Below are 21,871 nucleotides of genomic sequence, written 5' to 3' on the forward strand. Positions count from 1 at the left end.
ATCGGTCGGCTTCGGCAAGGGATATGAACGCATTGAAGCACCTGAACGCGGGCTACATGCGCTCGGTCGCCATGAAGGATGTTGATTGGTTTCGCGAACATCTGAGCGACGATTTCCTCAACAGCAACCCCGACGGATCAGTGGTCGATCGTGCAGGCTTTCTTGGACAGATCGCGAGGCCCGTAACCATATCGAACTTGGGATACGAGGACGAGCGGATCCGGATCATGGGCGATATGGCGATCATCCATGCACGGACAACCTATGTCAGGGCCGACGGTTCGGCCGGTTTCGGACGATACACCGACAGTTGGGCGCGCCGTGCCGGCGTCTGGGTTTGCGTCGCCGCTCATGTCACGCGGGGATGAGGACAGACAGAATTTGGCGGCAGACCGAGCTCAAGCTTGAGCATGATTTGAGCGCCGTCCCGCCAATTGCCAGGTCGGGAGCGGCTCCGTCGCTTTGTCTCAGGGCGGGGAGCTGTGGGCATGTTCCAGAGATCCAGCTATGCGCGAAACGCCGCGCGGGCGGTCGAGCGGGGCTCAAGACAGCGTCATGGCCGATCGCTATAACCGCCGGGCCAGTTCAGGGAGAAAAACAACCATGATCTACGAGATGCGCGTCTATCGCTGTGTGCCCGGCCGCCTGCCGGCGCTACTGAAGCGCTTTGACACGATCACGCTGAAAATCTGGGAGAAGCATGGCATCAAGCAGGCCGGGTTCTTCACCACCCTGATTGGCGAATCCAACCAGGAACTGACCTATTTCCTGGCCTGGGACTCGCTCGCCGAGCGCGAGAAGAAGTGGGGCGCGTTCGCGACCGATCCGGAATGGCTCGAGGCGCGCGCGAAGACCGAGGCGGACGGCCAGATCGTTGCCAGTATCGTCAATCAGATCCTGGCACCGACCGCTTTCTCGGCGGTCAAGTAGCAACGTTCCGGCATGGATTGCGGCGGGCACCTCTGGCGCAACCCTGATATTCTGACAGCCCGGGCCGAATGGGGTTGATCGGCCCCTCATCACCGCTATGGTCGCGGCGAAACGAGGGATTTTGCCTTGAGCTTTTCGAATTCCGCGGCGCCGGTCGTCACCGTTGGCACGGTCAAATTCGGCAATGATCTGCCGATCTCGATCATTGCCGGGCCGTGTCAGCTTGAAAGCCGCGCGCATGCGCTGGAGGTGGCCTCCGCGCTGAAGGAGATCGCCGCGCGTCTGAAGATCGGCCTCGTCTACAAGACCTCGTTCGACAAGGCCAACCGCACCAGCGCGTCGGCGGCGCGCGGTCTCGGGCTTTCGCAGTCGCTGCCGATCTTCGCCGAGATCCGGTCCTCGCTCGGTCTACCCGTGCTGACCGACGTGCACGATGCCGCGCAATGCGCCGAGGTGGCACAAGCCGTCGACGTCCTGCAGATCCCGGCCTTCCTGTGCCGGCAGACCGATCTGCTGCTGGCCGCGGCCGCGACCGGCAAGGTGGTCAACGTCAAGAAGGGCCAGTTTCTCGCGCCCTGGGACATGGCGAATGTCGTGAGCAAGATCACCAGCGCCAACAATCCCAACGTGCTTGTCACCGAGCGCGGCGTCTCCTTTGGCTACAACACGCTGGTCTCGGACATGCGCGCGCTGCCGATCATGGCGCGCACCACGGGGGCGCCCGTGATCTTCGATGCCACCCATTCGGTGCAGCAGCCGGGCGGGAAGGGGGCCTCCTCCGGTGGCGAGCGTGAATTCGTGCCAGTGCTGGCCCGCGCGGCCGTCGCCGTCGGCGTCGCCGGGCTCTTCATCGAGACCCATCCCGATCCGGATCGCGCGCCGTCGGACGGGCCGAACATGGTGCCGTTGCGCCAGTTCGAAGGGCTGATCCACACGCTGTTGGCGTTCGACGCAGTTGCAAAGAGTACGTCGCAGAGTCCACCGCGCTGATGCACCAGCCTGTGACCAGGCCGCCCCAAGACCAGAAGTTTCCGCCGGCGATCAATATCATCGCGCTCGCCGGCTTCTCGGCGGCCTTGTCGACGCGGGCGCTCGATCCCGTGCTGCCACATGTCGCGGAGGATTTTTCGATCAGCATCACCACGGCTGCAAGCATCGCGGCCGGCTTTGCGCTGATCTATGCGCTGGTCCAGCCGGCGATCGGGGCGGCAGCCGATCTGTTCGGCAAAGCGCGATTGATGACGCTGTGCCTGGCGCTCCTTGGTGTTGCCTGCATTCTCGGCGCGCTGACGAGCACGTTCTCAGCCTTGTTTGCGACCCGCATCCTGGCCGGTATCGCCTCCGGTGGCGTGTTTCCCGTTGCGCTCGGCCTGACCGCCGACCTCGTTGCACCCGCCAAGCGACAGGTCGCGATCGGGCGCACGATGGCGGGTTCCATGACCGGCAACCTGCTCGGTGCATCCGCCTCGGGCATCATCGGTGATTTCATCGGCTGGCGTGGGGTGCTCGTGATCCTCGGTGCGCTTGGCCTGATCGCAGCCGTCGCGGTCGCCGCGGGTTTTCGCGGCGCCGCGCTGACGCCGCCCCCGAAGACCGATCTGAAGACTCTGCGGCAGGGCTACCGCACCATCTTCGCCAATCCCAACACGCGCTACTGCTATTCGGCCGTCTTCGTCGAGGGCTGCTGCGTCTTCGGCCTGTTTCCCTTCATCGCCGCGTTTCTGTTCGATCTCGGTGAAAAATCATTGTCGATCGCAGGCATCGTCATCGCGGGGTTTGCCGTCGGCGGGCTGCTCTACACCTTCACGGTGTCACGCATGCTGCCGCGGCTTGGCGTCAAGGGCATGATGATCGCCGGCGGCTGCCTCGTTGCGTTGCAACTCGGCGCGCTCGCCTTTGGTCCCGGCTGGAAGCTGCAATTCGCCAGCATGCTGGCGATGGGCTGGGGCTTATACATGATCCATGGCTGCCTGCAGGTGTTCGCCAGCGAGCTGTCGATCGGGGCGCGGGCGACCGCGATGTCGCTGCATTCGTTCTTTTTCTTCATGGGGCAGACCGTCGGACCACTGGCCTATGGCCTTGGCCTCCAGCATGGCGGCAAGGCGCCGACCCTGCTTGCGAGCGCGGCCATCATGGCGGTGCTGGGTCTGGTCTGCGCCCGGCTGCTCAAGCCGCGTGCGCCGTCCGACGTGCGCGCTTGATTGCGGCGCGGTCGCGGTACTACCTTTGCTGCCAACGACTTGTAGGACGATGTGGCGAGCGTGGTTGCCAGCAGTAGCTTTGTCGAATTCCTGCGCGAGCAACTTGCGCCGCTCGGCCGCATCACTGTGCGGCGCATGTTCGGCAAGACGGGCGTGTTCTGCGACGGCGTCATGCTTGGGATGGTGAGGGATGATACGCTTTACTTCCGGGTCGACGATGGCAACCGCGCCGTTCTGAAGGAAGCCGAAGCGTTTCCGCCGCTGAACTATGAGAAGAAGGGCGGCACGATCGATCTATCGTTCTGGCGCGCACCGGAGCGGCTGTTCGACGACCCTGACGAGCTGGTGCTGTGGGCGAGGTCCGCTATCGAAGCCGCACGTCGGGTCGCGGTCAAACGGCAGCGCACGACGCCGAAACGGACGTCAAAGCCCCGAAAGATGCGGCCGGTCAGCTGCTAGCCCCGGCCGCGATACGGCGCGACGCCTTGCTCGGGCACCCAGAGGCCCTTCGGCACGCGTCCGGTCTGCCAGAACACGTCGATGGGAATGCCGCCGCGCGGGTACCAGTATCCGCCGATGCGCAGCCATTTCGGCTTGATCTCGGCGGCGATGCGCTTGCCGATCATCACGGTGCAATCCTCGTGGAAGGCGCCATGGTTGCGGAAGCTGGCGATGTAGAGTTTCAGCGATTTCGACTCCAGCAGCCACGGGCCCGGTGCGTAGTCGATCATCAGATGGGCGAAATCGGGCTGTCCCGTGACCGGGCAGAGCGAGGTGAATTCCGGCACGGTGAAGCGGATCAGATAATCGGTGCCGGCTTGCGGATTCGGCACGCGGTCGAGCTTGGCCTTCTCGGGGGTATCAGGCCATTCCACGGCACGGCCGAGCTGCAATGCAGGTGAGTTGTTCGATTTGCTGGGTTTTTTCGACATGAGGCCGCCTCCGATGCGGCCCTCTTAGCTAATCAAGGCGCAGCCGTCACCCGGCCTTTTCCGGTTCGATGCATTGCGGTAGAAGCACCCGCGAACTGCCCCCTTGGTTCCCCGAAAAGAGGCTCTCATGACCGCCATCATTGACATCATTGGACGCGAAATCCTCGATAGCCGCGGCAATCCCACTGTCGAGGTCGACGTCGTGCTGGAAGATGGCGCGCTCGGCCGCGCTGCGGTGCCGTCAGGCGCTTCGACCGGCGCCCATGAGGCGGTCGAACTGCGCGACGGCGACAAGGCCCGCTATCTCGGTAAGGGCGTCACCAAGGCGGTCGGTGCCGTCAACGGTGAGATCTTTGAGGCCCTGAGCGGGCTCGACGTCGAGCAGCAGGCCCAGATCGACCAGATCATGATCGAGCTCGACGGCACCCCGAACAAGAGCCGGCTGGGCGCCAACGCCATTCTCGGCGTGTCGCTCGCCTGCGCCAAGGCGGCCGCGAACTCGCTCGACATGCCGCTCTATCGTTACGTCGGAGGCACCTCGGCGCGGCTGCTGCCGGTGCCGATGATGAACATCATCAATGGCGGCGTGCATGCCGACAATCCGATCGACTTCCAGGAGTTCATGATCCTCCCTGTGGGCGCGTCCTCCTTCGCCGAGGGCCTGCGCTACGGCGCGGAAGTGTTCCACACGCTGAAGTCGGAGCTGAAGAAAGCCGGCCATAACACCAATGTCGGCGACGAGGGCGGATTCGCGCCGAATCTGCCGTCGGCGGACGCTGCGCTCGAGTTCGTCATGAATGCGATCGGCAAGGCCGGCTTCAAGGCTGGCAACGACATCGTGCTCGGCCTCGACTGCGCCTCGACCGAGTTCTTCAAGGACGGCAAGTACGTCTATGAAGGCGAGGGCAAGACCCGTTCGATCTCCGAGCAGGCCAAGTACCTCGCCGACCTCGTCGGCCGCTATCCGATCGTCACGATCGAGGACGGCATGTCGGAAGACGACATGGACGGCTGGAAGGAGCTCACCGACCTCGTCGGCAGGAAGTGTCAGCTTGTCGGCGACGATCTCTTCGTCACCAACGTCAAGCGTCTTGGCGAGGGCATCAAGGCCGGCCGGGCCAACTCGATCCTGATCAAGGTCAACCAGATCGGCACGCTGACCGAGACGCTCGCCGCCGTCGAGATGGCGCACAAGGCCGGCTACACCTCGGTGATGTCGCACCGTTCCGGCGAGACTGAGGATTCCACCATCGCCGACCTGGCGGTCGCCACGAACTGCGGTCAGATCAAGACCGGCTCCCTTGCACGATCCGATCGCACAGCCAAATACAACCAGCTCCTCCGCATCGAGCAGCAGCTCGGCAAGCAGGCGCTCTACGGCGGCAAGGCGGCACTGAAGGCGCTGGCATAAGCCAGCGTTTCAACAACACAGGGGAGGATCGACATGAGCGACGGCAAGACCGGACTGCAACTGCGTTCGCTGATCAAGAAGAGCGGAGAGCTCGAGATCTCGCTGTTGGACGTGCCGACCCCCGAGCCCGCGGACGACGAGGTCGTCGTCCGCATCGAGGCGGCGCCGATCAACCCGTCCGATCTCGGCCTGCTCGTCGGCGCCGCCGACATGGGCACGGCCAAGGCGTCCGGGACGAAAGAGGCGCCCGTCATCACCGCGAAGGTGCCTGACGGTGCGATGCGGGCGATGGGCGCGCGGCTCGACCAGTCCCTGCCGGTCGGCAATGAGGGCGCCGGCGTCGTCATCAAGACCGGCTCGTCCGATGCTGCGAAGGCGCTGATGGGCAAGACGGTCGCGATGATCGGCGGTGCCATGTACGCGCAGTACCGGACCCTGAAGGCCAGGGACTGCCAGCCGCTGCCCGAAGGCACGACGGCGGCGGAGGGCGCATCCTGGTTCGTCAACCCGCTCACCGCGCTCGGCATGACCGAGACGATGCGGCGCGAAGGCCACAAGGCGCTGGTGCACACCGCAGCCGCCTCCAATCTCGGCCAGATGCTGAACAAGATCTGCATCAAGGACGGCATCGCGCTGGTCAACATCGTGCGCAGCAAGGAGCAGGCGGAGATCCTGAAGAAGATCGGCGCCAAGTACGTCGTCGATTCCAGTGCGCCGAGCTTCCTCGACGATCTCACGGCCGCGCTGGTCGAGACCGGCGCCACCATCGCCTTCGATGCCATCGGCGGCGGCAAGCTCGCCGGCGACATCCTCAACTGCATGGAAATCGCGATCAACAAGACCGCGAAGGAATACAGCCGCTACGGCTCCAGCGTGCACAAGCAGGTCTATGTCTATGGCGCGCTCGACATCCGTCCGATCGAGCTGCCGCGCGGCTTTGGCATGGCCTGGGGCGTCGGTGGTTGGCTGCTCACGCCGTTCCTGCAGAAGATCGGACCTGCCGATATCGGGCGGCTGCGTCAGCGCGTCGTGAGCGAATTGAAGACCACCTTTGCCAGCCATTACACCAAGGTGGTGTCGCTGCAGGAGACGCTCGATCCCGCCAACATCGCGGTGTATGCCAAACGCGCCACCGGCGAAAAATTCCTCATCAACCCGAGTAAGTCGTCGTGACGTGCGACGGTGTCCGGGCCTGATCGAATTCAGGCCTTAGCGGTGGGACGGATAACGATCTCGCCGACATCCACATGATCCGGCTGCGCTATCGCGAAGGCCATCGCTTCCGCGATGGCGCTTGCCGGAATGGCCATCGACTTCATGCTTGCTTGCCCTTGCTCCGGTAACGCGGATCCGTCATGGAGGACGGCAGTTGGCCGACGCCGCCGCTATGTCGCGATCCGCATTTTCGAAGCGGTTCAAGTCGCTCGTGGGGATGGCGCCGCTCGACTACCTGCTTCGATGGCGCATGCGGCTTGCATGCGACCGGCTGCGTCGTGGAGCGACCGTTTCTGCGACCGCGGCGCAAGTCGGGTACTCTTCGGAGAGCGCTTTCGGGCATGCCTTCAAACGCGTCTACGGCCTCGCGCCGAAGCGATACTGGCGCAGACATGCCATCGGCGAAAAATTCCCCATCGCTTCAAGAAAATTTTCGTGACGTGCGGCGGCACGTCCCCGAAAGAAGGTCTTGCCTTCTGAGCGAAGCGGGAGATTATTCCGCCGCCGTCGCAGGCGGGAAAACCGCAAAGCGCTCAGAAGGGGACATCTTCATGACCGATCTCAATCGCCGACATTTGCTCGCAGGCGCTGCTGCAGTCGGCGCTGCCGCCGTCACCGGATTGCGACCGACCGCAGCCAATGCCGCAGTGCCACAAACGGGAGCGCAGGCGCCGGGCTTCTATCGATACAAGGTCGGCAGCTTCGAGTGCACCTCGATCAACGACGGTGCGCGCAGCTTCCCGATGCCGGACAAGTTCGTCGTCAACATTCCGAAGGAGGAGGCGCTCGCCGCCGCCGACGCAGCCTACATGCCCAAGGGCATGGTGACGGTCCCGTTCAATCCGCAGCTGATCAACACCGGCTCCAAGCTCGTGCTGATCGATACTGGCAACGGCGTCGCCAATCTGGAGCCCAGCAAGGGCGCGGTCGGCCGCACCCTGCAGAACCTCCAGGCCGCCGGTGTCGACCCGAAGAGCATCGACATCGTGCTGCTGTCACATCTGCATCCGGACCACACCAACGGCATTCGTCTGGCCGACGGCGCGCTGGCTTTCCCGAATGCCGAGATCATGGTCCCGGTGAAGGACTGGGAGTTCTGGGCCAGTGAGGAGAACGCGGGCAAGGCCTCCAGCGACATGATGAAGAACTACTTCGCCAACGTGAAGAAGACCTTCGCCGGCATCGAGTCCAAGGTGACCAAGTATGAATGGGGCAAGGAGGTCGCGCCCGGCATCACCTCGATCGCGACGCCCGGCCACACGCCCGGTCACACCTCGTTCGCGGTTGCCTCGGGCGACAAGAAGATCCTGATCCAGTCCGACGTCACCAACATTCCGGAGCTGTTCCTACGCAATCCGGATTGGCACGTGGCCTTCGACACCGACGGCGCGCTGGCGCAGCAGACGCGTCACAAGTTCTACGACATGGCGGCGGCCGAGAAGGCGACCGTAATCGGCTTCCACTTCACGTTCCCCTCGGTCGGCCACGTCGAGAAGGACGGCGCCAAGTATCGCCTGATCCCGTCGGCCTGGAATCCGACGATCTGAACTGGTTTGCAGGTTTGCACGAAGGATCAGGCCGCCGATTGGCGGCCTGATCGTTTTGGGCGACCATCTGCTTTCACGAAACTCAGCGTTTCCAAACCAGACCGGTTCATGCACTTGCATCCATCGATCCGGATCGCTTAAGTGCCGCCCGGCACTTCCCCTCAAGGTTTCAAGGACAAACCATGGCCTACAATATCGTCGTGATCGCCGGCAGCCTGCGCAAGGACAGCTTTTCGCTGAAGATCGCCAACGCGCTCGCAAAACTCGCGCCGGCATCCGTCAAGCTTGACGTCACCACGCCGGCGGGCATTTCGTTCTTTAACCAGGATCTCGAGGGCGCGCCGCCCGCCGACTGGCTGGCCTTCCGCGACAAGCTGCAGAAGTCCGACGGCGTCATCTTCGTGACGCCGGAATACAATCGCGCCATTCCGGGCGTGCTGAAGAACGCCATCGATGTCGCCTCGCGGCCTTATGGCAAGAGCTCGTTCAACGGCAAGCCGGTCGGCATCATCTCCAACTCGCCGGGCCCGCTCGGCGGCGTCAGCGCTGCCAAGACCCTGCAGAACATCCTGCCCGGCATCAGCGGCCCGATCATGCAGCAGCCCGAGACTTACCTGAACGCGGTCGGCGACGCCTTCGATGCCGAGGGCAATCTGACCAAGGATTCGCTCAAGGGCGTGCTCCAGGCCTATATCGACGCCTTCGCCGCGCACGTGGCCAAGCATCACGGCTGAGGCCAATACCCAAGTCTCCGTCATGGCCGGGCAAAAGCGCGAAGTGCGTCTTCGCGTAGATGTCCCGGCCATCCACATCTTGGCCCGCTGCGACGAAGAACGTGGATGCCCCGGCACAAGGCCGGGCATGACGATCGTGATTGGCGGTGCGGATAGGAGCGCAATTAGCACTCCCTTAACCAAGCTGGCCCATCTTGCCAAAATGGTCTCCCGCGCCCGCCTCAAATCGATCCTGACCGGTCTTGCTCTCTACGCGATGGCGGCCGCCATCGTCGGCTATTTCGGCGTCAACGCCTATACCGGCAAGTATGGCCTCAACGCCCGCCAAGAGCTCGACCAGGAGATCATTGCGCTGACCAGCGAGCTTGCCCAGCTCAAGCGCGAGCGCGCCCGGAGCGAGCAGCGCGTCTCGCTGCTGCGGACCGAGAAGATTGATCCTGACATGCTGGACGAGCGAGCCCGGTTCCAGCTCGACTATGTCAATCCGCACGATCTCGTTCGAATGATCCCGCAGAACTAGCGCTTTCCGCAGCATTCGAAACGGGCCGCGAAAGCCGCCATGCCGAATCCCGATAGCGCGACCCCAAATATTCCGAAAGTCGTAGAGCCCGACCGGACCGCCGCCTTGACGCCGGCGTGGCGAGGGGGGCATTGCTTGCCTAGGCGCGATGCCGCCAAAGGTTGACGGAGATCAATCGGGTTGTGAGGGCGCCGACTAGACTGCTTCCCGGAGGAAACGGTGATGGATGGGTCGATGCCCCGGCATCACGCGGCTCGTGTCGAAGCCGCTATTGCGTCAGGCCAGGCGGCTCGTTCCGCGCTCGTGGCCTCGTGGCGCCGTTCGTCCCGCCTACATCATCTCGATCCCTCCGGCCGTAGCGTGCCCGTGCGCCTGAGCGACGTCGAGCTGCAACAGGCACGCGAGCGCATCGCGCCGCTGCTGGCCGCCGCGCAAGGCACCCTGGATCGGCTCTACCAGGCGGTCGGCGCGAGCGGCTGTTGTGTGCTGCTCGCCGACGGCGAGGGGGTTCCGGTCGACCGCCGTGGCACGCCCGCCGACGACGCGACATTTCGGTCCTGGGGCCTCTGGACCGGCGCACTCTGGAGCGAGGAGCACGAGGGCACCAATGGCATCGGCACCTGCGTCGTCGAGCAACGGCCGCTGACGATCGATCGCGACCAGCATTTCTTCACCCGCAACACGCTTCTGAGCTGCACCGCCGTTCCGATCTACGACCACGAGGCGGCCTTTGCCGGCGTGCTCGACGTCTCCTCCTGCCGCGCCGACCGCACGGACGCCTTCTCCAGTCTGATCGCGCTGGCGGCCGGTGAAGCCGCGAGGCGCATCGAGGCCGACCTGTTTCGCCGGGCCTTCGCCCATGCCCGTATCGTGCTGACGCCGGGAGCTGACGGCCAGTCCATCGGACTGGTCGCGGTCGATGCGGACGACCTCGTGATCGGTGCGACCCGGTCGGCGAGGGCGGGACTCGGGATTGCGCCTGGCCGGGCGCTGCAACCGGTGCCCGCGGCGGATCTGCTCGGCGGCGATACCGCGTGTGACCACCTGGCCGGCGGTCAGCGCGCGGTGGTGCAGCGGGCGCTGCTTCGCGCCGGCGGCAACGTCTCGGCAGCCGCCAAGGCCCTCGGCGTCAGCCGCGCCACGCTGCACAGGAAGCTGAAGCGGTTCGAGCTGAAGCACTGAGTGCTATTGCCCGGGACTGTCGCACAACTGCGACAGGTCCGCCCGGCCATCGCGTCCACCCGGGCTGACAGAAATCACCTTCCGCGAGATCGTTGGGCAAGTCGTGAACACACGACGATTTGCGCAAACATCAACATCGGGAGTGATCAATGAACAAGGTTGAATTCCTCAACGTCACCAAAGTTCCCTTCGCCGAACGCTACGACAACTTCATCGGCGGCAAGTTCGTCGCGCCGATTTCGGGCAAATATTTCGACAATGCCTCGCCGGTGAACGGCCAGATCGTCTGCAAGATCGCGCGCTCCGACGCGCAGGACGTCGAAGCGGCGCTCGATGCCGCGCATGCCGCGAAGGGCGCCTGGGGACGGGCCAGCGTCGCCGAGCGCGCCGCGATCCTGAACAAGATCGCCGACCGCATGGAAGAGAATCTCGAGCGCCTCGCCATCGCCGAGACCTGGGACAACGGCAAGCCGATCCGCGAGACCCGCGCCGCCGACATTCCGCTCGCGATCGATCACTTCCGCTACTTCGCCGGCGTGGTGCGCGCGCAGGAAGGCTCGATCGGCGAGATCGACCACGACACCATCGCCTATCATTTTCACGAGCCGCTCGGCGTGGTCGGCCAGATCATTCCCTGGAACTTTCCGTTGCTGATGGCGTGCTGGAAGCTCGCCCCCGCGCTTGCCGCCGGCAATTGCGTCGTGCTCAAGCCGGCGGAGCAGACACCGGCCTCGATCATGGTCTGGGCCGAGATCATTGGCGACCTCTTGCCGCCCGGCGTGCTCAATATCGTCAACGGTTTCGGTCTCGAAGCCGGCAAGCCGCTCGCCTCCAGCCCGCGCATCGCCAAGATCGCCTTCACCGGTGAGACCTCGACGGGCCGGCTGATTATGCAATATGCCAGCCAGAACCTCATTCCGGTCACGCTCGAGCTCGGCGGCAAGTCGCCGAACATCTTCTTCAAGGACGTCACCGCCGAGGACGACGATTTCTTCGACAAGGCGATCGAGGGTTTCGTGATGTTCGCGCTGAACCAGGGTGAGGTCTGCACCTGTCCGAGCCGGGCGCTGGTCCACGCTGACATCTATGATCGCTTCATGGAGCGGGCGCTGAAGCGTGTTGCCGCCATCAAGCAGGGCGATCCGCGTGCGGCCGACACCATGATCGGTGCGCAGGCCTCCGGCGAGCAGCTCGCAAAGATCCTCTCCTATATCGACATCGGCAAGCAGGAGGGCGCCAAGGTCCTGGCCGGCGGCGGACGGGCCGACCTGGGCGGCGATCTCTCGGGTGGCTTCTATGTCCAGCCGACGGTGTTCGAGGGCCACAACAAGATGCGGATCTTCCAGGAGGAGATCTTCGGCCCCGTCGTCTCGGTCACGACCTTCAAGAGCGACGACGAAGCGCTCGCGATCGCCAATGACACGCTCTACGGCCTCGGGGCGGGCGTCTGGAGCCGCGACGCCAACCGTTGCTACCGCTTCGGCCGGGCGATCCAGGCCGGCCGGGTCTGGACCAACTGCTACCACGCCTATCCGGCGCATGCGGCCTTCGGCGGCTACAAGCAATCGGGTGTCGGGCGCGAGACCCACAAGATGATGCTCGATCACTATCAGCAGACCAAGAACCTCCTGGTCAGCTACAGCCCGAAGAAGCTCGGCTTCTTCTGATCGGCGGATCCCGATCGGCAAGTTCTGATCGGAAAGGCACAGGCGGCGTCACAGCGGCGCCGCCTGTGTACATCCGTCATCATTCGCCCCGCCGTCATCCGTCTGTCAGAGAATTGAGACAAGACGGCAGCCCGATCGCTACGATGCGATGCCAGGCCATGACGGAAGGCGCGACCATGACGAGCAATCCCCTGCACACTCTCCTGCAGCGTAAGATCCATGTCGGAGCGATGCTGCTCGGCGTGGCGGCCGTGGCGTTGCTTGCGCCATCGATCGCCCTCGCGCAGACCGCGCCGGCGCCATCAGGCGCAAAACCCTTCCTAACCGTGGACGGAAAAGCACCGCTGATCCTCGGACATCGCGGCGTACCGGGGCTGGTGCCGGAAGAAACCCATGCCTCGTACGACCTCGCCGCGGCATTGGGAACCGACGCACTCGAAGAAGATCTGCATCTGACCAAGGACTGCGTCCTGGTTGCGCGTCACAACCCCTGGCTGGGCGACAACACCAACGTTGCCGAAGTGGCGAAGACCAATGCGGCGATCGCGACCCGCAAGCGCACGGTGCCCGGCGTGCGCGTCAAGGCGCCGGCGGCCGCCGGCGTGCCCGCTGACTACCTCACGGATCTCACCGATCCGACCGATCCCAAATCGGTGTTGAAGTCATTGATCGTCGACGGTGAGGATCACAGCAATGACTGGTCGATCACCGACTTCACCATGGCCGAGCTGAAGGAATGGATCGGCGGCACCACCTATGACGCCGCCAATGAGCGGCCGAAGGTTTTCAACGGCAAGCTCCCGGTCATCAGCTTCCAGGACATCCTCGACATCGCCAAAGCCAAGAGCAAGGAGACGGGGCGGACCATCCTGGTCTATCCAGAGACCAAGAACCCGAGCTGGAACAATGCCCAGGCCATCGCCAATGGTTGTGGCGCGCCGGGCAGTCATCCGCTCGAGGACGCCCTCATCAAGATCATCAAGGACAACGGCCTCAACACGAAGGATGCACCCATCCTCGTTCAGAGCTTTGAGCCGGGCAGCCTGAAATACATGCGCAGCCATGGTCTCCAGGCGCGGCAGGTTCAGCTCGTCGACGGCAACGGCATCGACTTCAGGACCGGCAACGTCCTGCTCAACAACATCACCAATTCACGTCCGTTCGACTGGACGGCAGCCGGAGACGCGCGCCTGTATGACGCGATGCTGACGCCTGCGGGCCTTGCCGAGATCAAGACCTATGCCGACGGCATCGGTCCGTGGAAGGCCTATATCGTTCCGCTCAAGATCGCGCCGTGGAAGGATGCCAATGCCGACGGTACGCCCTACAAGGGATCGACACCGGAGGCTTCGACGCAGGACGCAACCAGCCTGATTGCCGATGCCCACAAGCTCGGCCTTTTTGTCCACGTCTTCACGTTTCGGAACGAGAAGAAATATCTGGCTGCCGACTATCACGCCGATCCCGCGCAGGAATATCTCAAATTCTTCCGTCTTGGTGTGGACGGGGTCTTCACCGACTTCACGCATACCGGGGTTGCCGCCCGCGCGGCGTATTTGCGCGAGCTCGGCTGGTGAGGCGAGCGGCGTGGAATCCGAATGTTGCCTGATCGTGCCCAAAGGTTTTGCAAAATTTCGGCCACGTTGCAGTGCGGCATAATGAAAGTCGTGGCATGTCACTGCGGTGCTTTCACACACGATTGAGTTAGGTTAGAGAGGGCTTAGTTTTCTCTGACCCGGAATTCTCATGGCCGCCCCCAAGAAAGCCGCCGCAAGCAGCCCACAAGACAAAACCGACGGCGGTTCGCCCCCGGAATTCACGAGAGAGCAGGAGCTGAAGGCGCTCCGCGACATGCTCCTGATCCGGCGATTCGAGGAAAAAGCCGGCCAGCTCTATGGCATGGGTGCGATCGGCGGCTTCTGCCATCTCTATATCGGCCAGGAGGCCGTGGTGGTCGGCATGCAGATGGCCCTGAAAGAGGGCGATCAGGTCATCACCGGCTATCGCGATCACGGCCATATGCTTGCCACCGGCATGGACGCCAACGGCGTCATGGCCGAGCTCACGGGACGCCGCGGCGGCTATTCCAAGGGCAAGGGCGGCTCCATGCACATGTTCAGCAAGGAGAAGCACTTCTACGGCGGTCACGGCATCGTCGGCGCGCAGGTCTCGCTCGGCACGGGTCTCGCCTTCGCCAACAATTATCGCAGCAATGGCAATGTCAGCGTCACTTATTTCGGTGACGGCGCGGCCAATCAGGGCCAGGTCTATGAGAGCTTCAACATGGCGGAGCTCTGGAAGCTGCCGGTGATCTTCGTCATCGAGAACAACCGCTACGCGATGGGCACGGCGGTCTCGCGCGCCTCGGCGCAGCAGGATTTCTCCAAGCGCGGCGTGTCCTTCAACATCCCCGGCAAGCAGGTCGACGGAATGGATGTCCGCGCCGTCAAGGCTGCGGGCGAGGAGGCGGCGGCCTGGTGCCGCGCCGGCAAGGGCCCCTTCATTCTCGAAATGCAGACCTACCGCTATCGCGGCCACTCGATGTCCGACCCGGCAAAATACCGCACGCGCGAGGAGGTCGAGAAGGTTCGCCACGACCAGGATCCGATCGAGCAGGTGCGCAACCGTCTGCTGGCGTCGAAGGTCAGCGAGGCCGATCTCAAGGCGATCGACGCCGAGGTGCGCGACATCGTCAATGCGTCCGCCGACTTTGCCCAGCATGATCCCGAGCCGGATGCGTCCGAGCTCTGGACCGATGTTTACCGCTGAACGCGCGCAAGCTTTCTTTTGGAGTCGATATGCCAATTCAAGTGCTGATGCCCGCGTTGTCGCCCACGATGGAAAAGGGCAACCTCGCCAAATGGCTGAAAAAAGAGGGTGAGACGATCAAATCGGGCGACGTGATCGCCGAGATCGAGACCGACAAGGCCACGATGGAGGTCGAGGCGACCGATGAGGGCACGCTCGGCAAGATCCTGATTCCCGAAGGCACAGCCGACGTTGCCGTGAACACGCCGATCGCGACCATTCTCGCCGACGGTGAGAGCGCCGCCGACCTTGCCAAGGCGCCCGCGCCTGCCAAGCAGGAGAAGGCTGCGGAATCCGCTGCCCCCGCCGCGGCGAAAGCCGAAGCGCCGAAGGCCGCATCTGCGCCGCAGGCCGTCGCCGAGCCCGATCCCGAAGTGCCTGCCGGCACCGAGATGATCACGCAGACCATCCGCGAAGCGCTGCGCGACGCCATGGCCGAAGAGATGCGCCGCGACCCCGACGTCTTCGTGATGGGCGAAGAGGTCGCCGAATATCAGGGCGCCTACAAGGTGACGCAAGGGTTGCTCCAGGAGTTCGGCGCGAGGCGCGTGATCGACACCCCGATCACCGAGCACGGCTTTGCCGGCGTCGGCGTCGGCGCTGCGATGACCGGGTTGAAGCCGGTCGTCGAGTTCATGACCTTCAACTTCGCCATGCAGGCGATCGACCAGATCATCAACTCCGCGGCCAAGACTCTCTATATGTCCGGCGGCCAGATGGGCTGCTCGATCGTATTCCGCGGACCGAACGGCGCGGCAGCCCGCGTTGCCGCCCAGCACAGCCAGGACTACTCGGCCTGGTACTCGAACGTCCCCGGCCTCAAGGTCGTCGCGCCGTTCTCGGCCGCCGACTACAAGGGCTTGCTCAAGGCCGCGATCCGCGATCCCAATCCGGTGATCTTCCTCGAGAACGAGGTGCTCTACGGCCACACCGGCGAGGTGCCGAAGCTCGACGATTTCGTCATTCCGATCGGCAAGGCGCGCATCGTGCGCTCCGGCAGCCACGTCAGCATCATCTCCTGGTCGAACGGCATGACCTATGCGCTGAAGGCCGCCGACGAGCTCGCCAAGGACGGCATCGAGGCCGAGGTGATCGATCTGCGCACGCTGCGGCCGATGGACACCGAGACCATCATCAACTCGGTCAAGAAGACCGGCCGTGCCGTCACGGTGGAAGAGGGCTGGGCGCAGAGCGGCGTCGGCGCCGAGATCGCCGCGCGCATCATGGAGAATGCCTTCGACTATCTGGACGCGCCGGTTGCGCGCGTCGCCGGCAAGGACGTGCCGATGCCTTATGCGGCGAACCTGGAGAAGCTCGCGCTGCCGTCGGCGGCCGAAGTCGTCGAGGCCGCCAAAGCCGTCTGCTACAGGTAGGCCATGGCGGGCCCGAAGGAGCAGCCGCTGCCGCCCGACGTCATCGCCCGCGACGACGCGGTCGAAATCCTGCGCGTGTTCGTGCTGGATGGCGGGCTGTCGATGGCGTTCCAGCGTGCCTTCGAAGAGCCCGACATGTGGGGCCTGCTGCTCGTCGATCTCGCCCGCCACGCCGCGCGCGCCTATGCGCGTGAGAGCGAGTACACCGAGGAAGACGCGCTGAACCGGATCCTCGACATGTTCCAGGCCGAGATCGAGCGTCCCACCGACACCGGCACCACGACGCCGCGCGGGAAGGGGCACTGACCGTGACGATCGAAGCCCATCATTTCGATCTCATGCTGGAGGCGATCCGCGAAGCGGAAGCCTCGATCGCGCAAGGCGGCCTGCCGATCGGCGCCGTGCTGACGCGCGACAACAAGATCATCGCCCGCGGTCACAACAACCGCGTGCAGGAGAACAATCCAATCCTTCATGGCGAGATGAGCTGCCTGCGCGAAGCGGGCGCGATCTCGTTCCATGACACCGTCATGTACACCACGCTGTCGCCATGCTCGATGTGTGCCGGCGCGCTCGCTTTGTTCAAGGTCAAGCTCGTCGTGATCGGAGAGTCCGTCACGTTTCCGGGCTCCAAGGATATTCTCGACAAGTTCGGGATTCCCTGGATCGACCTTGCCGACGATCGCTCCATCACCATGATGAGAAATTGGCGTTCCATCCCCGCCAATGAGCGCCTGTGGCAGGGCGACATCGGCAACTAAACCTGGTCCGTTCGTCTTCACTTTCGAAGGCGACGTTTTGAGAAGTTCTTCGTGAGGTCAGCATGCCCATCAACATCCTGATGCCAGCTCTTTCGCCAACGATGGAGAAGGGTAACCTCGCCAAGTGGCTGAAGAAGGAAGGCGACAAGGTCAAATCCGGCGATGTCATCGCCGAGATCGAGACCGACAAGGCCACCATGGAGGTCGAAGCCATCGACGAGGGCACGATCGCCAAGATCCTGGTGCCGGAGGGGACGCAGGATGTGCCGGTCAACGACGTGATCGCTGTGCTCGCCGGCGAGGGCGAGGACGTCAAGGCCGCAGGCAGTGCCAAGCCCAGCGCGTCGGCCGCGCCGCCCAAGGCGGCTGAGGCTCCGGCTGCAGCGCCGGCTCCCGCGCCTGCCGCGCCCAAGGCTGCAGCGCCGCCCGCAGCGGCGCCGGCACCGCAAGCTGCAGCACCCGCCGCTCAGAGCAATGGCCATGCCGGCCGCGTGTTCTCGTCGCCTCTGGCGCGCCGCATCGCCAAGGAAGCCGGCATCGATGTCGGCATGGTCACCGGCACCGGCCCGCACGGCCGCGTGGTTGCGCGCGACGTCGAGCAGGCCAAGTCCGGCAAGGGCCTCAAGGCGCCCGCCGCGGCGCCGTCCGGCGGTGCACCCTCGATCGCACCGACCATGTCGGACAAGCAGATCCTGTCGCTGTTCGAGCCCGGCTCCTACGACATCGTCCCGCATGACGGCATGCGCCGCACCATCGCGCAGCGCCTGACCGCGTCGATCCAGAATGTCCCGCACTTCTTCCTCACCATCGACTGTGACATCGGCAAGCTGATGGCCGCGCGCGAGGAGATCAATGCGGCTGCGCCGAAGGACAAGGAGAAGAAGCCGCTCTACAAGATCTCGGTCAACGACTTCGTCATCAAGGCGATGGCGGTGGCGCTGCAGAAGATCCCGAACTGCAACGTCAGCTGGACCGAGTCCGGCATGGTCAAGCACCACCATTCCGACGTCGGCGTTGCCGTGGCCATGCCGGGCGGCCTGATCACCCCGATCATCCGCAAGGCCGAGACCAAGACGCTGTCCACCATTTCCAACGAGATGAAGGACTTTGCCGCGCGCGCGCGCTCTCGCAAATTGAAGCCGGAAGAATACCAGGGCGGCACCACGGCCGTTTCCAACCTCGGCATGTACGGCATCAGCCACTTCACCGCCGTGATCAACCCGCCGCACGCCACCATTCTCGCGGTCGGCACCAGCGAGGAGCGCCCCGTCGTGCGCGGCGGCAAGATCGAGATCGCGCATATGATGAGCGTGACGCTCTCGTGCGATCACCGTGCCATCGACGGCGCGCTCGGCGCCGAGCTGATCGGTGCGTTCAAGCAGCTGATCGAAAACCCCGTCATGATGATGGTCTGAATTGGCGCATGACGACGCGCTGGCCCTGGATCTCGATGCTGATTTCGCTGATCCTCACGCTCAGCCCGCTCGGCCGCGACATCGTTGACGCCGCCTTCTTTGCCGGGGAGGCGCTGTCGCGCAATATCTGGGCGCCGATCGCGCTCACCATCTTCGCCGTCATGGCACTGGTCATTCTCGCGGAATGGCTGATCAGAACGTACATCCTCAATCGCCGCGCCCGCGGCACAACGACCGCTTGAGTTGAATGGGAGCCGCAATGGCCGACACATCCTTCGACGTCATCATCATCGGCTCCGGCCCCGGCGGTTACGTCACCGCGATCCGCGCCGCCCAGCTCGGCTTCAAGGTCGCGATCGTCGAGAAATCCTATCTCGGCGGCATCTGTCTGAACTGGGGCTGCATCCCGACCAAGGCGCTGCTGCGATCGGCCGAGATCTATCACTACATGCAGCACGCCAAGGATTACGGCCTGTCGGCGGAAAAGGTCTCGTTCGACCCGAAGGCCGTGGTGCAGCGTTCGCGCGGCGTCTCCAAGCGGCTGAACGACGGCGTCGGCTTCCTGATGAAGAAGAACAAGGTGAGCGTGATCTGGGGCGCGGCCTCGATCGACGCGCCCGGCAAGGTCACCGTGAAGAAGTCCGACGTCGAGGCGCCCAAGGGGACGCTGGGCGAGGGGGCTTATCAGGCCAAGCACATCATCATCGCCACCGGCGCGCGGCCGCGCGTGCTGCCGGGCCTCGAGCCCGACAAGAAGCTGATCTGGACCTATTTTGAAGCGATGGTGCCGGAGCGGATGCCGAAGTCGCTGCTGGTGGTCGGCTCCGGCGCGATCGGCATCGAGTTCGCCTCGTTCTTCCACACCATGGGCTCGGACGTCACCGTCGTCGAGGTGCTGCCGCAGATCCTCCCCGTCGAGGACGCCGAGATCGCCGGCCTTGCCCGCAAACGCCTGGAGAAGCAGGGCATCAAGATCATGTCCTCGACCAAGGTGACGAAGCTCGAGAAGAAGGCCGACAGCGTCGTTGCTACCATCGACGACGGCAAGGGCAAGCCCGTTACCACCGAATTCGAGCGCGTGATCTCGGCCGTCGGCGTCGTCGGCAATATCGAGAATCTCGGCCTGGAAAAGCTCGGCGTGAAGACCGACCGCGGCTGCATCGTGATCGACGGTTATGGCAAGACCAACATCCCCGGCATCTACGCCATCGGTGACGTCGCCGGTCCCCCGATGCTCGCGCACAAGGCCGAGCATGAGGGCGTGATCTGCGTCGAGGCGATCAAGGGCCTGCATCCGCATCCCATGGACAAGAACATGATCCCGGGTTGCACCTATTGCCATCCGCAGGTCGCGTCGGTCGGCCTGACGGAAGCCAAGGCCAAGGAGAGCGGCCGCGAGATCCGCGTTGGCCGTTTCCCCTTCGTCGGCAACGGCAAGGCGATCGCGCTCGGCGAGGACCAGGGCCTGGTCAAGGTGATCTTCGACAAGAAGACCGGCCAATTGCTTGGCGCCCACATGGTCGGCGCCGAAGTCACCGAGTTGATCCAGGGCTACGTGGTCGCCATGAATCTGGAGACCACGGAAGAAGAGCTGATGCACACGGTGTTCCCGCATCCGACCCTGTCGGAGATGATGAAGGAAGCGGTGCTGGATGCGTATGGACGGGTGCTGAATATTTGACGGGAGAGGCGGCTGCACCGTCCCGCCCCGTCATCCTGAGGCGCTCGCCTTGCGGCGCGCAATGGCGCCGCTGAGCAAGCCTCGAAGGATGGACGGCCAAGGTGTGGCAGCCGGGCTCGTCGCCGTTCGAGGCCTCCGCTTCGCTCCGGGACCTCAGGGTGACAAGTTCACCAGCGCATAAGCAGAACAACAAGAAAAGGGAGTGAACCCATGCACGACAACGACAACCTGACCATCGAACGCCCGACTTTCGTCACCCATCTCGAATGCGCGATGGAGGGCGATCATTACGCGGCCGACGAGGTCCACAATCTCTCCAAGGCCGGCAAGCCGCTGCTGGTCCGGTACGACCTCGCCGGTGTGAAGAAGGCGCTGACCAAGGATGCGCTCAAGGAACGTCCCGGCGATATGTGGCGCTATCGCGAGCTGCTGCCGGTGCGCAAATGCAAGGACATCGTCTCGCTTGGCGAAGTCACGACGCCGCTGATCCGGCTGCCGAAGCTCGGCAAGAAGCTCGGCGGCGGCGAGATCATCGTGAAGGACGAGGGACGCCTGCCGACCGGCTCGTTCAAGGCGCGCGGCCTGGTGATGGCGGTGTCGATGGGCAAGGCGCTCGGCATCAAGCACATGGCGATGCCGACCAACGGCAATGCTGGCGCGGCGCTCGCGGCCTACGCCACGTCGTGCGGCATCAAGACCACGATCTTCTGCCCGGCCGATACGCCCGAGGTGAATGTCAGCGAGATCGAGCTGCAGGGCGCGACCGTCTACCGCGTCAACGGCTATATCGACGATTGCGGCAAGATCGTCGGCGAGGGCAAGGCGAAGGTCGGCTGGTTCGACACCTCGACCCTGAAGGAGCCGTACCGGATTGAAGGCAAGAAGACGATGGGCCTCGAGCTCGCCGAGCAGCTCGGCTGGGACGTGCCCGACGTGATCTTCTATCCGACCGGCGGCGGCACCGGCCTGATCGGCATGTGGAAGGCGTTCGACGAGCTCGAGAAGATCGGCTTCATCGGCTCCAAGCGCCCGCGCATGGTGGCGGTGCAGGCCTCGGGCTGCGCGCCGATGGTGCGCGCCTATGATGCCGGCACCGAGCACGCGACGCGCTGGGAGGACGCCCACACCATCGCATCCGGCATTCGCGTGCCGCAGGCGATCGGCGACTTCCTCATCCTGCGCGCCGTGCGCGAGAGCAAGGGCTTTGCCATCGCGGTCGACGACGACAAGATCTCGGCGGCGCTGAACGAGGTCGCGCGCGAGGAGGGGCTGCTGCTGTGCCCCGAGGGCGCCGCGACCTACGCCGCCTACAAGGACAGCCTCGCCGATGGCCGCGTCTCGAAGGGTGACCGCGTAATGTTGTTCAACTGCGCGACCGGCCTGAAATACCCGCTGCCGCCAGTCACCCGCACGCTCGATCGCCACAAGCCGATCGACTACACCCAGTTCTAGCGCGGCAATACGTCTCTTCACGAACGATTGCTCTTCCCGTAC

At 64.1% G+C, this 21,871-nt stretch carries 22 protein-coding genes and 1 pseudogene; 22 read left to right on the forward strand and 1 reads right to left on the reverse strand.

Going from position 1 to position 21,871, the window contains the following annotated elements:
- Positions 1 to 23 precede the first annotated feature (23 nt).
- From JQ587_RS05150 to JQ587_RS05170, 5 genes are all read left to right on the forward strand, one after another.
- Positions 24 to 368, forward strand: a complete 345-nt coding sequence (locus JQ587_RS05150; protein WP_212424744.1) for a nuclear transport factor 2 family protein — start codon at positions 24 to 26, stop codon at positions 366 to 368.
- 235 nt (positions 369 to 603) lie between these two features.
- Positions 604 to 930: an NIPSNAP family protein gene (locus tag JQ587_RS05155; protein WP_212301111.1), complete on the forward strand. Its 327-nt coding sequence runs from the start codon at positions 604 to 606 to the stop codon at positions 928 to 930.
- Between the two features lie 126 nt (positions 931 to 1,056).
- The gene (gene kdsA, locus JQ587_RS05160; RefSeq protein ID WP_212424584.1) at positions 1,057 to 1,920 is read left to right on the forward strand and encodes a 3-deoxy-8-phosphooctulonate synthase; all 864 of its coding nucleotides are present in this window, start codon (positions 1,057 to 1,059) and stop codon (positions 1,918 to 1,920) included.
- Entirely contained in the window at positions 1,920 to 3,131 is a 1,212-nt protein-coding gene (locus tag JQ587_RS05165) for an MFS transporter (protein ID WP_212424585.1), read from the forward strand. Before kdsA ends, JQ587_RS05165 begins: the two co-directional genes overlap by 1 nt.
- A gap of 60 nt (positions 3,132 to 3,191) precedes the next feature.
- Entirely contained in the window at positions 3,192 to 3,590 is a 399-nt protein-coding gene (locus JQ587_RS05170; protein ID WP_212300835.1) for a TfoX/Sxy family protein, read from the forward strand.
- Here the strand turns inward: JQ587_RS05170 and queF are convergent.
- A complete protein-coding gene (gene queF / locus JQ587_RS05175; protein WP_212424586.1) occupies positions 3,587 to 4,063 on the reverse strand; it encodes a preQ(1) synthase in 477 nt (158 codons plus the stop codon). The genes JQ587_RS05170 and queF overlap by 4 nt on opposite strands.
- A 127-nt stretch (positions 4,064 to 4,190) precedes the next feature.
- Between queF and eno the strand changes: the two genes are divergently transcribed.
- The 17 genes and pseudogenes from eno (at position 4,191) to JQ587_RS05260 (ending at position 21,829) form a co-directional block, all read left to right on the forward strand.
- The gene (gene eno / locus JQ587_RS05180; RefSeq protein WP_212300833.1) at positions 4,191 to 5,474 is read left to right on the forward strand and encodes a phosphopyruvate hydratase; all 1,284 of its coding nucleotides are present in this window, start codon (positions 4,191 to 4,193) and stop codon (positions 5,472 to 5,474) included.
- A 33-nt stretch (positions 5,475 to 5,507) separates the two neighbouring features.
- A complete protein-coding gene (locus tag JQ587_RS05185; RefSeq protein ID WP_212424587.1) occupies positions 5,508 to 6,647 on the forward strand; it encodes a zinc-binding dehydrogenase in 1,140 nt (379 codons plus the stop codon).
- A 193-nt stretch (positions 6,648 to 6,840) separates the two neighbouring features.
- A pseudogene (locus JQ587_RS05190) lies at positions 6,841 to 7,128 on the forward strand (helix-turn-helix transcriptional regulator); the annotation flags it as partial.
- A gap of 112 nt (positions 7,129 to 7,240) precedes the next feature.
- The gene (locus JQ587_RS05195; RefSeq protein ID WP_212300831.1) at positions 7,241 to 8,236 is read left to right on the forward strand and encodes an MBL fold metallo-hydrolase; all 996 of its coding nucleotides are present in this window, start codon (positions 7,241 to 7,243) and stop codon (positions 8,234 to 8,236) included.
- 182 nt (positions 8,237 to 8,418) lie between these two features.
- Positions 8,419 to 8,970: an NADPH-dependent FMN reductase gene (locus JQ587_RS05200; RefSeq protein ID WP_212424588.1), complete on the forward strand. Its 552-nt coding sequence runs from the start codon at positions 8,419 to 8,421 to the stop codon at positions 8,968 to 8,970.
- Positions 8,971 to 9,172: 202 nt separating this feature from the next.
- Complete coding sequence (locus tag JQ587_RS05205) at positions 9,173 to 9,490, forward strand: FtsB family cell division protein (protein ID WP_027529774.1); 318 nt, start codon at positions 9,173 to 9,175, stop codon at positions 9,488 to 9,490.
- A gap of 222 nt (positions 9,491 to 9,712) precedes the next feature.
- A complete protein-coding gene (locus tag JQ587_RS05210; RefSeq protein ID WP_212300829.1) occupies positions 9,713 to 10,672 on the forward strand; it encodes a helix-turn-helix domain-containing protein in 960 nt (319 codons plus the stop codon).
- A 149-nt stretch (positions 10,673 to 10,821) separates the two neighbouring features.
- Entirely contained in the window at positions 10,822 to 12,339 is a 1,518-nt protein-coding gene (gene adh / locus JQ587_RS05215) for an aldehyde dehydrogenase (protein ID WP_212424589.1), read from the forward strand.
- 176 nt (positions 12,340 to 12,515) lie between these two features.
- Positions 12,516 to 13,916: a glycerophosphodiester phosphodiesterase family protein gene (locus tag JQ587_RS05220; protein WP_212424590.1), complete on the forward strand. Its 1,401-nt coding sequence runs from the start codon at positions 12,516 to 12,518 to the stop codon at positions 13,914 to 13,916.
- A gap of 169 nt (positions 13,917 to 14,085) precedes the next feature.
- Positions 14,086 to 15,108, forward strand: a complete 1,023-nt coding sequence (gene pdhA, locus JQ587_RS05225; RefSeq protein WP_212424591.1) for a pyruvate dehydrogenase (acetyl-transferring) E1 component subunit alpha — start codon at positions 14,086 to 14,088, stop codon at positions 15,106 to 15,108.
- Between the two features lie 29 nt (positions 15,109 to 15,137).
- Positions 15,138 to 16,520, forward strand: coding sequence for a pyruvate dehydrogenase complex E1 component subunit beta (locus JQ587_RS05230; RefSeq protein WP_212424592.1), 1,383 nt, complete (start codon positions 15,138 to 15,140; stop codon positions 16,518 to 16,520).
- Positions 16,521 to 16,523: 3 nt separating this feature from the next.
- The gene (locus tag JQ587_RS05235; protein ID WP_212424593.1) at positions 16,524 to 16,826 is read left to right on the forward strand and encodes a DUF5076 domain-containing protein; all 303 of its coding nucleotides are present in this window, start codon (positions 16,524 to 16,526) and stop codon (positions 16,824 to 16,826) included.
- A 2-nt stretch (positions 16,827 to 16,828) separates the two neighbouring features.
- Positions 16,829 to 17,281, forward strand: a complete 453-nt coding sequence (locus tag JQ587_RS05240; RefSeq protein WP_212424594.1) for a nucleoside deaminase — start codon at positions 16,829 to 16,831, stop codon at positions 17,279 to 17,281.
- 62 nt (positions 17,282 to 17,343) lie between these two features.
- On the forward strand, positions 17,344 to 18,696 hold the full coding sequence (locus JQ587_RS05245) for a pyruvate dehydrogenase complex dihydrolipoamide acetyltransferase (protein WP_212424595.1): 1,353 nt from the start codon (positions 17,344 to 17,346) through the stop codon (positions 18,694 to 18,696).
- An 8-nt stretch (positions 18,697 to 18,704) separates the two neighbouring features.
- Positions 18,705 to 18,938, forward strand: coding sequence for a hypothetical protein (locus JQ587_RS05250; protein WP_212424596.1), 234 nt, complete (start codon positions 18,705 to 18,707; stop codon positions 18,936 to 18,938).
- A gap of 17 nt (positions 18,939 to 18,955) precedes the next feature.
- Positions 18,956 to 20,377 carry a dihydrolipoyl dehydrogenase gene (gene lpdA / locus JQ587_RS05255; protein ID WP_212424597.1) on the forward strand — a complete coding sequence of 474 codons (1,422 nt, stop codon included), beginning with the start codon at positions 18,956 to 18,958 and terminating at the stop codon, positions 20,375 to 20,377.
- A gap of 210 nt (positions 20,378 to 20,587) precedes the next feature.
- The gene (locus tag JQ587_RS05260) at positions 20,588 to 21,829 is read left to right on the forward strand and encodes a threonine synthase (RefSeq protein ID WP_212424598.1); all 1,242 of its coding nucleotides are present in this window, start codon (positions 20,588 to 20,590) and stop codon (positions 21,827 to 21,829) included.
- The last annotated feature ends 42 nt before the right edge of the window (positions 21,830 to 21,871 follow it).

It is taken from the genome of Bradyrhizobium manausense (assembly GCF_018130615.1).
GTDB lineage: Bacteria > Pseudomonadota > Alphaproteobacteria > Rhizobiales > Xanthobacteraceae > Bradyrhizobium > Bradyrhizobium manausense_A.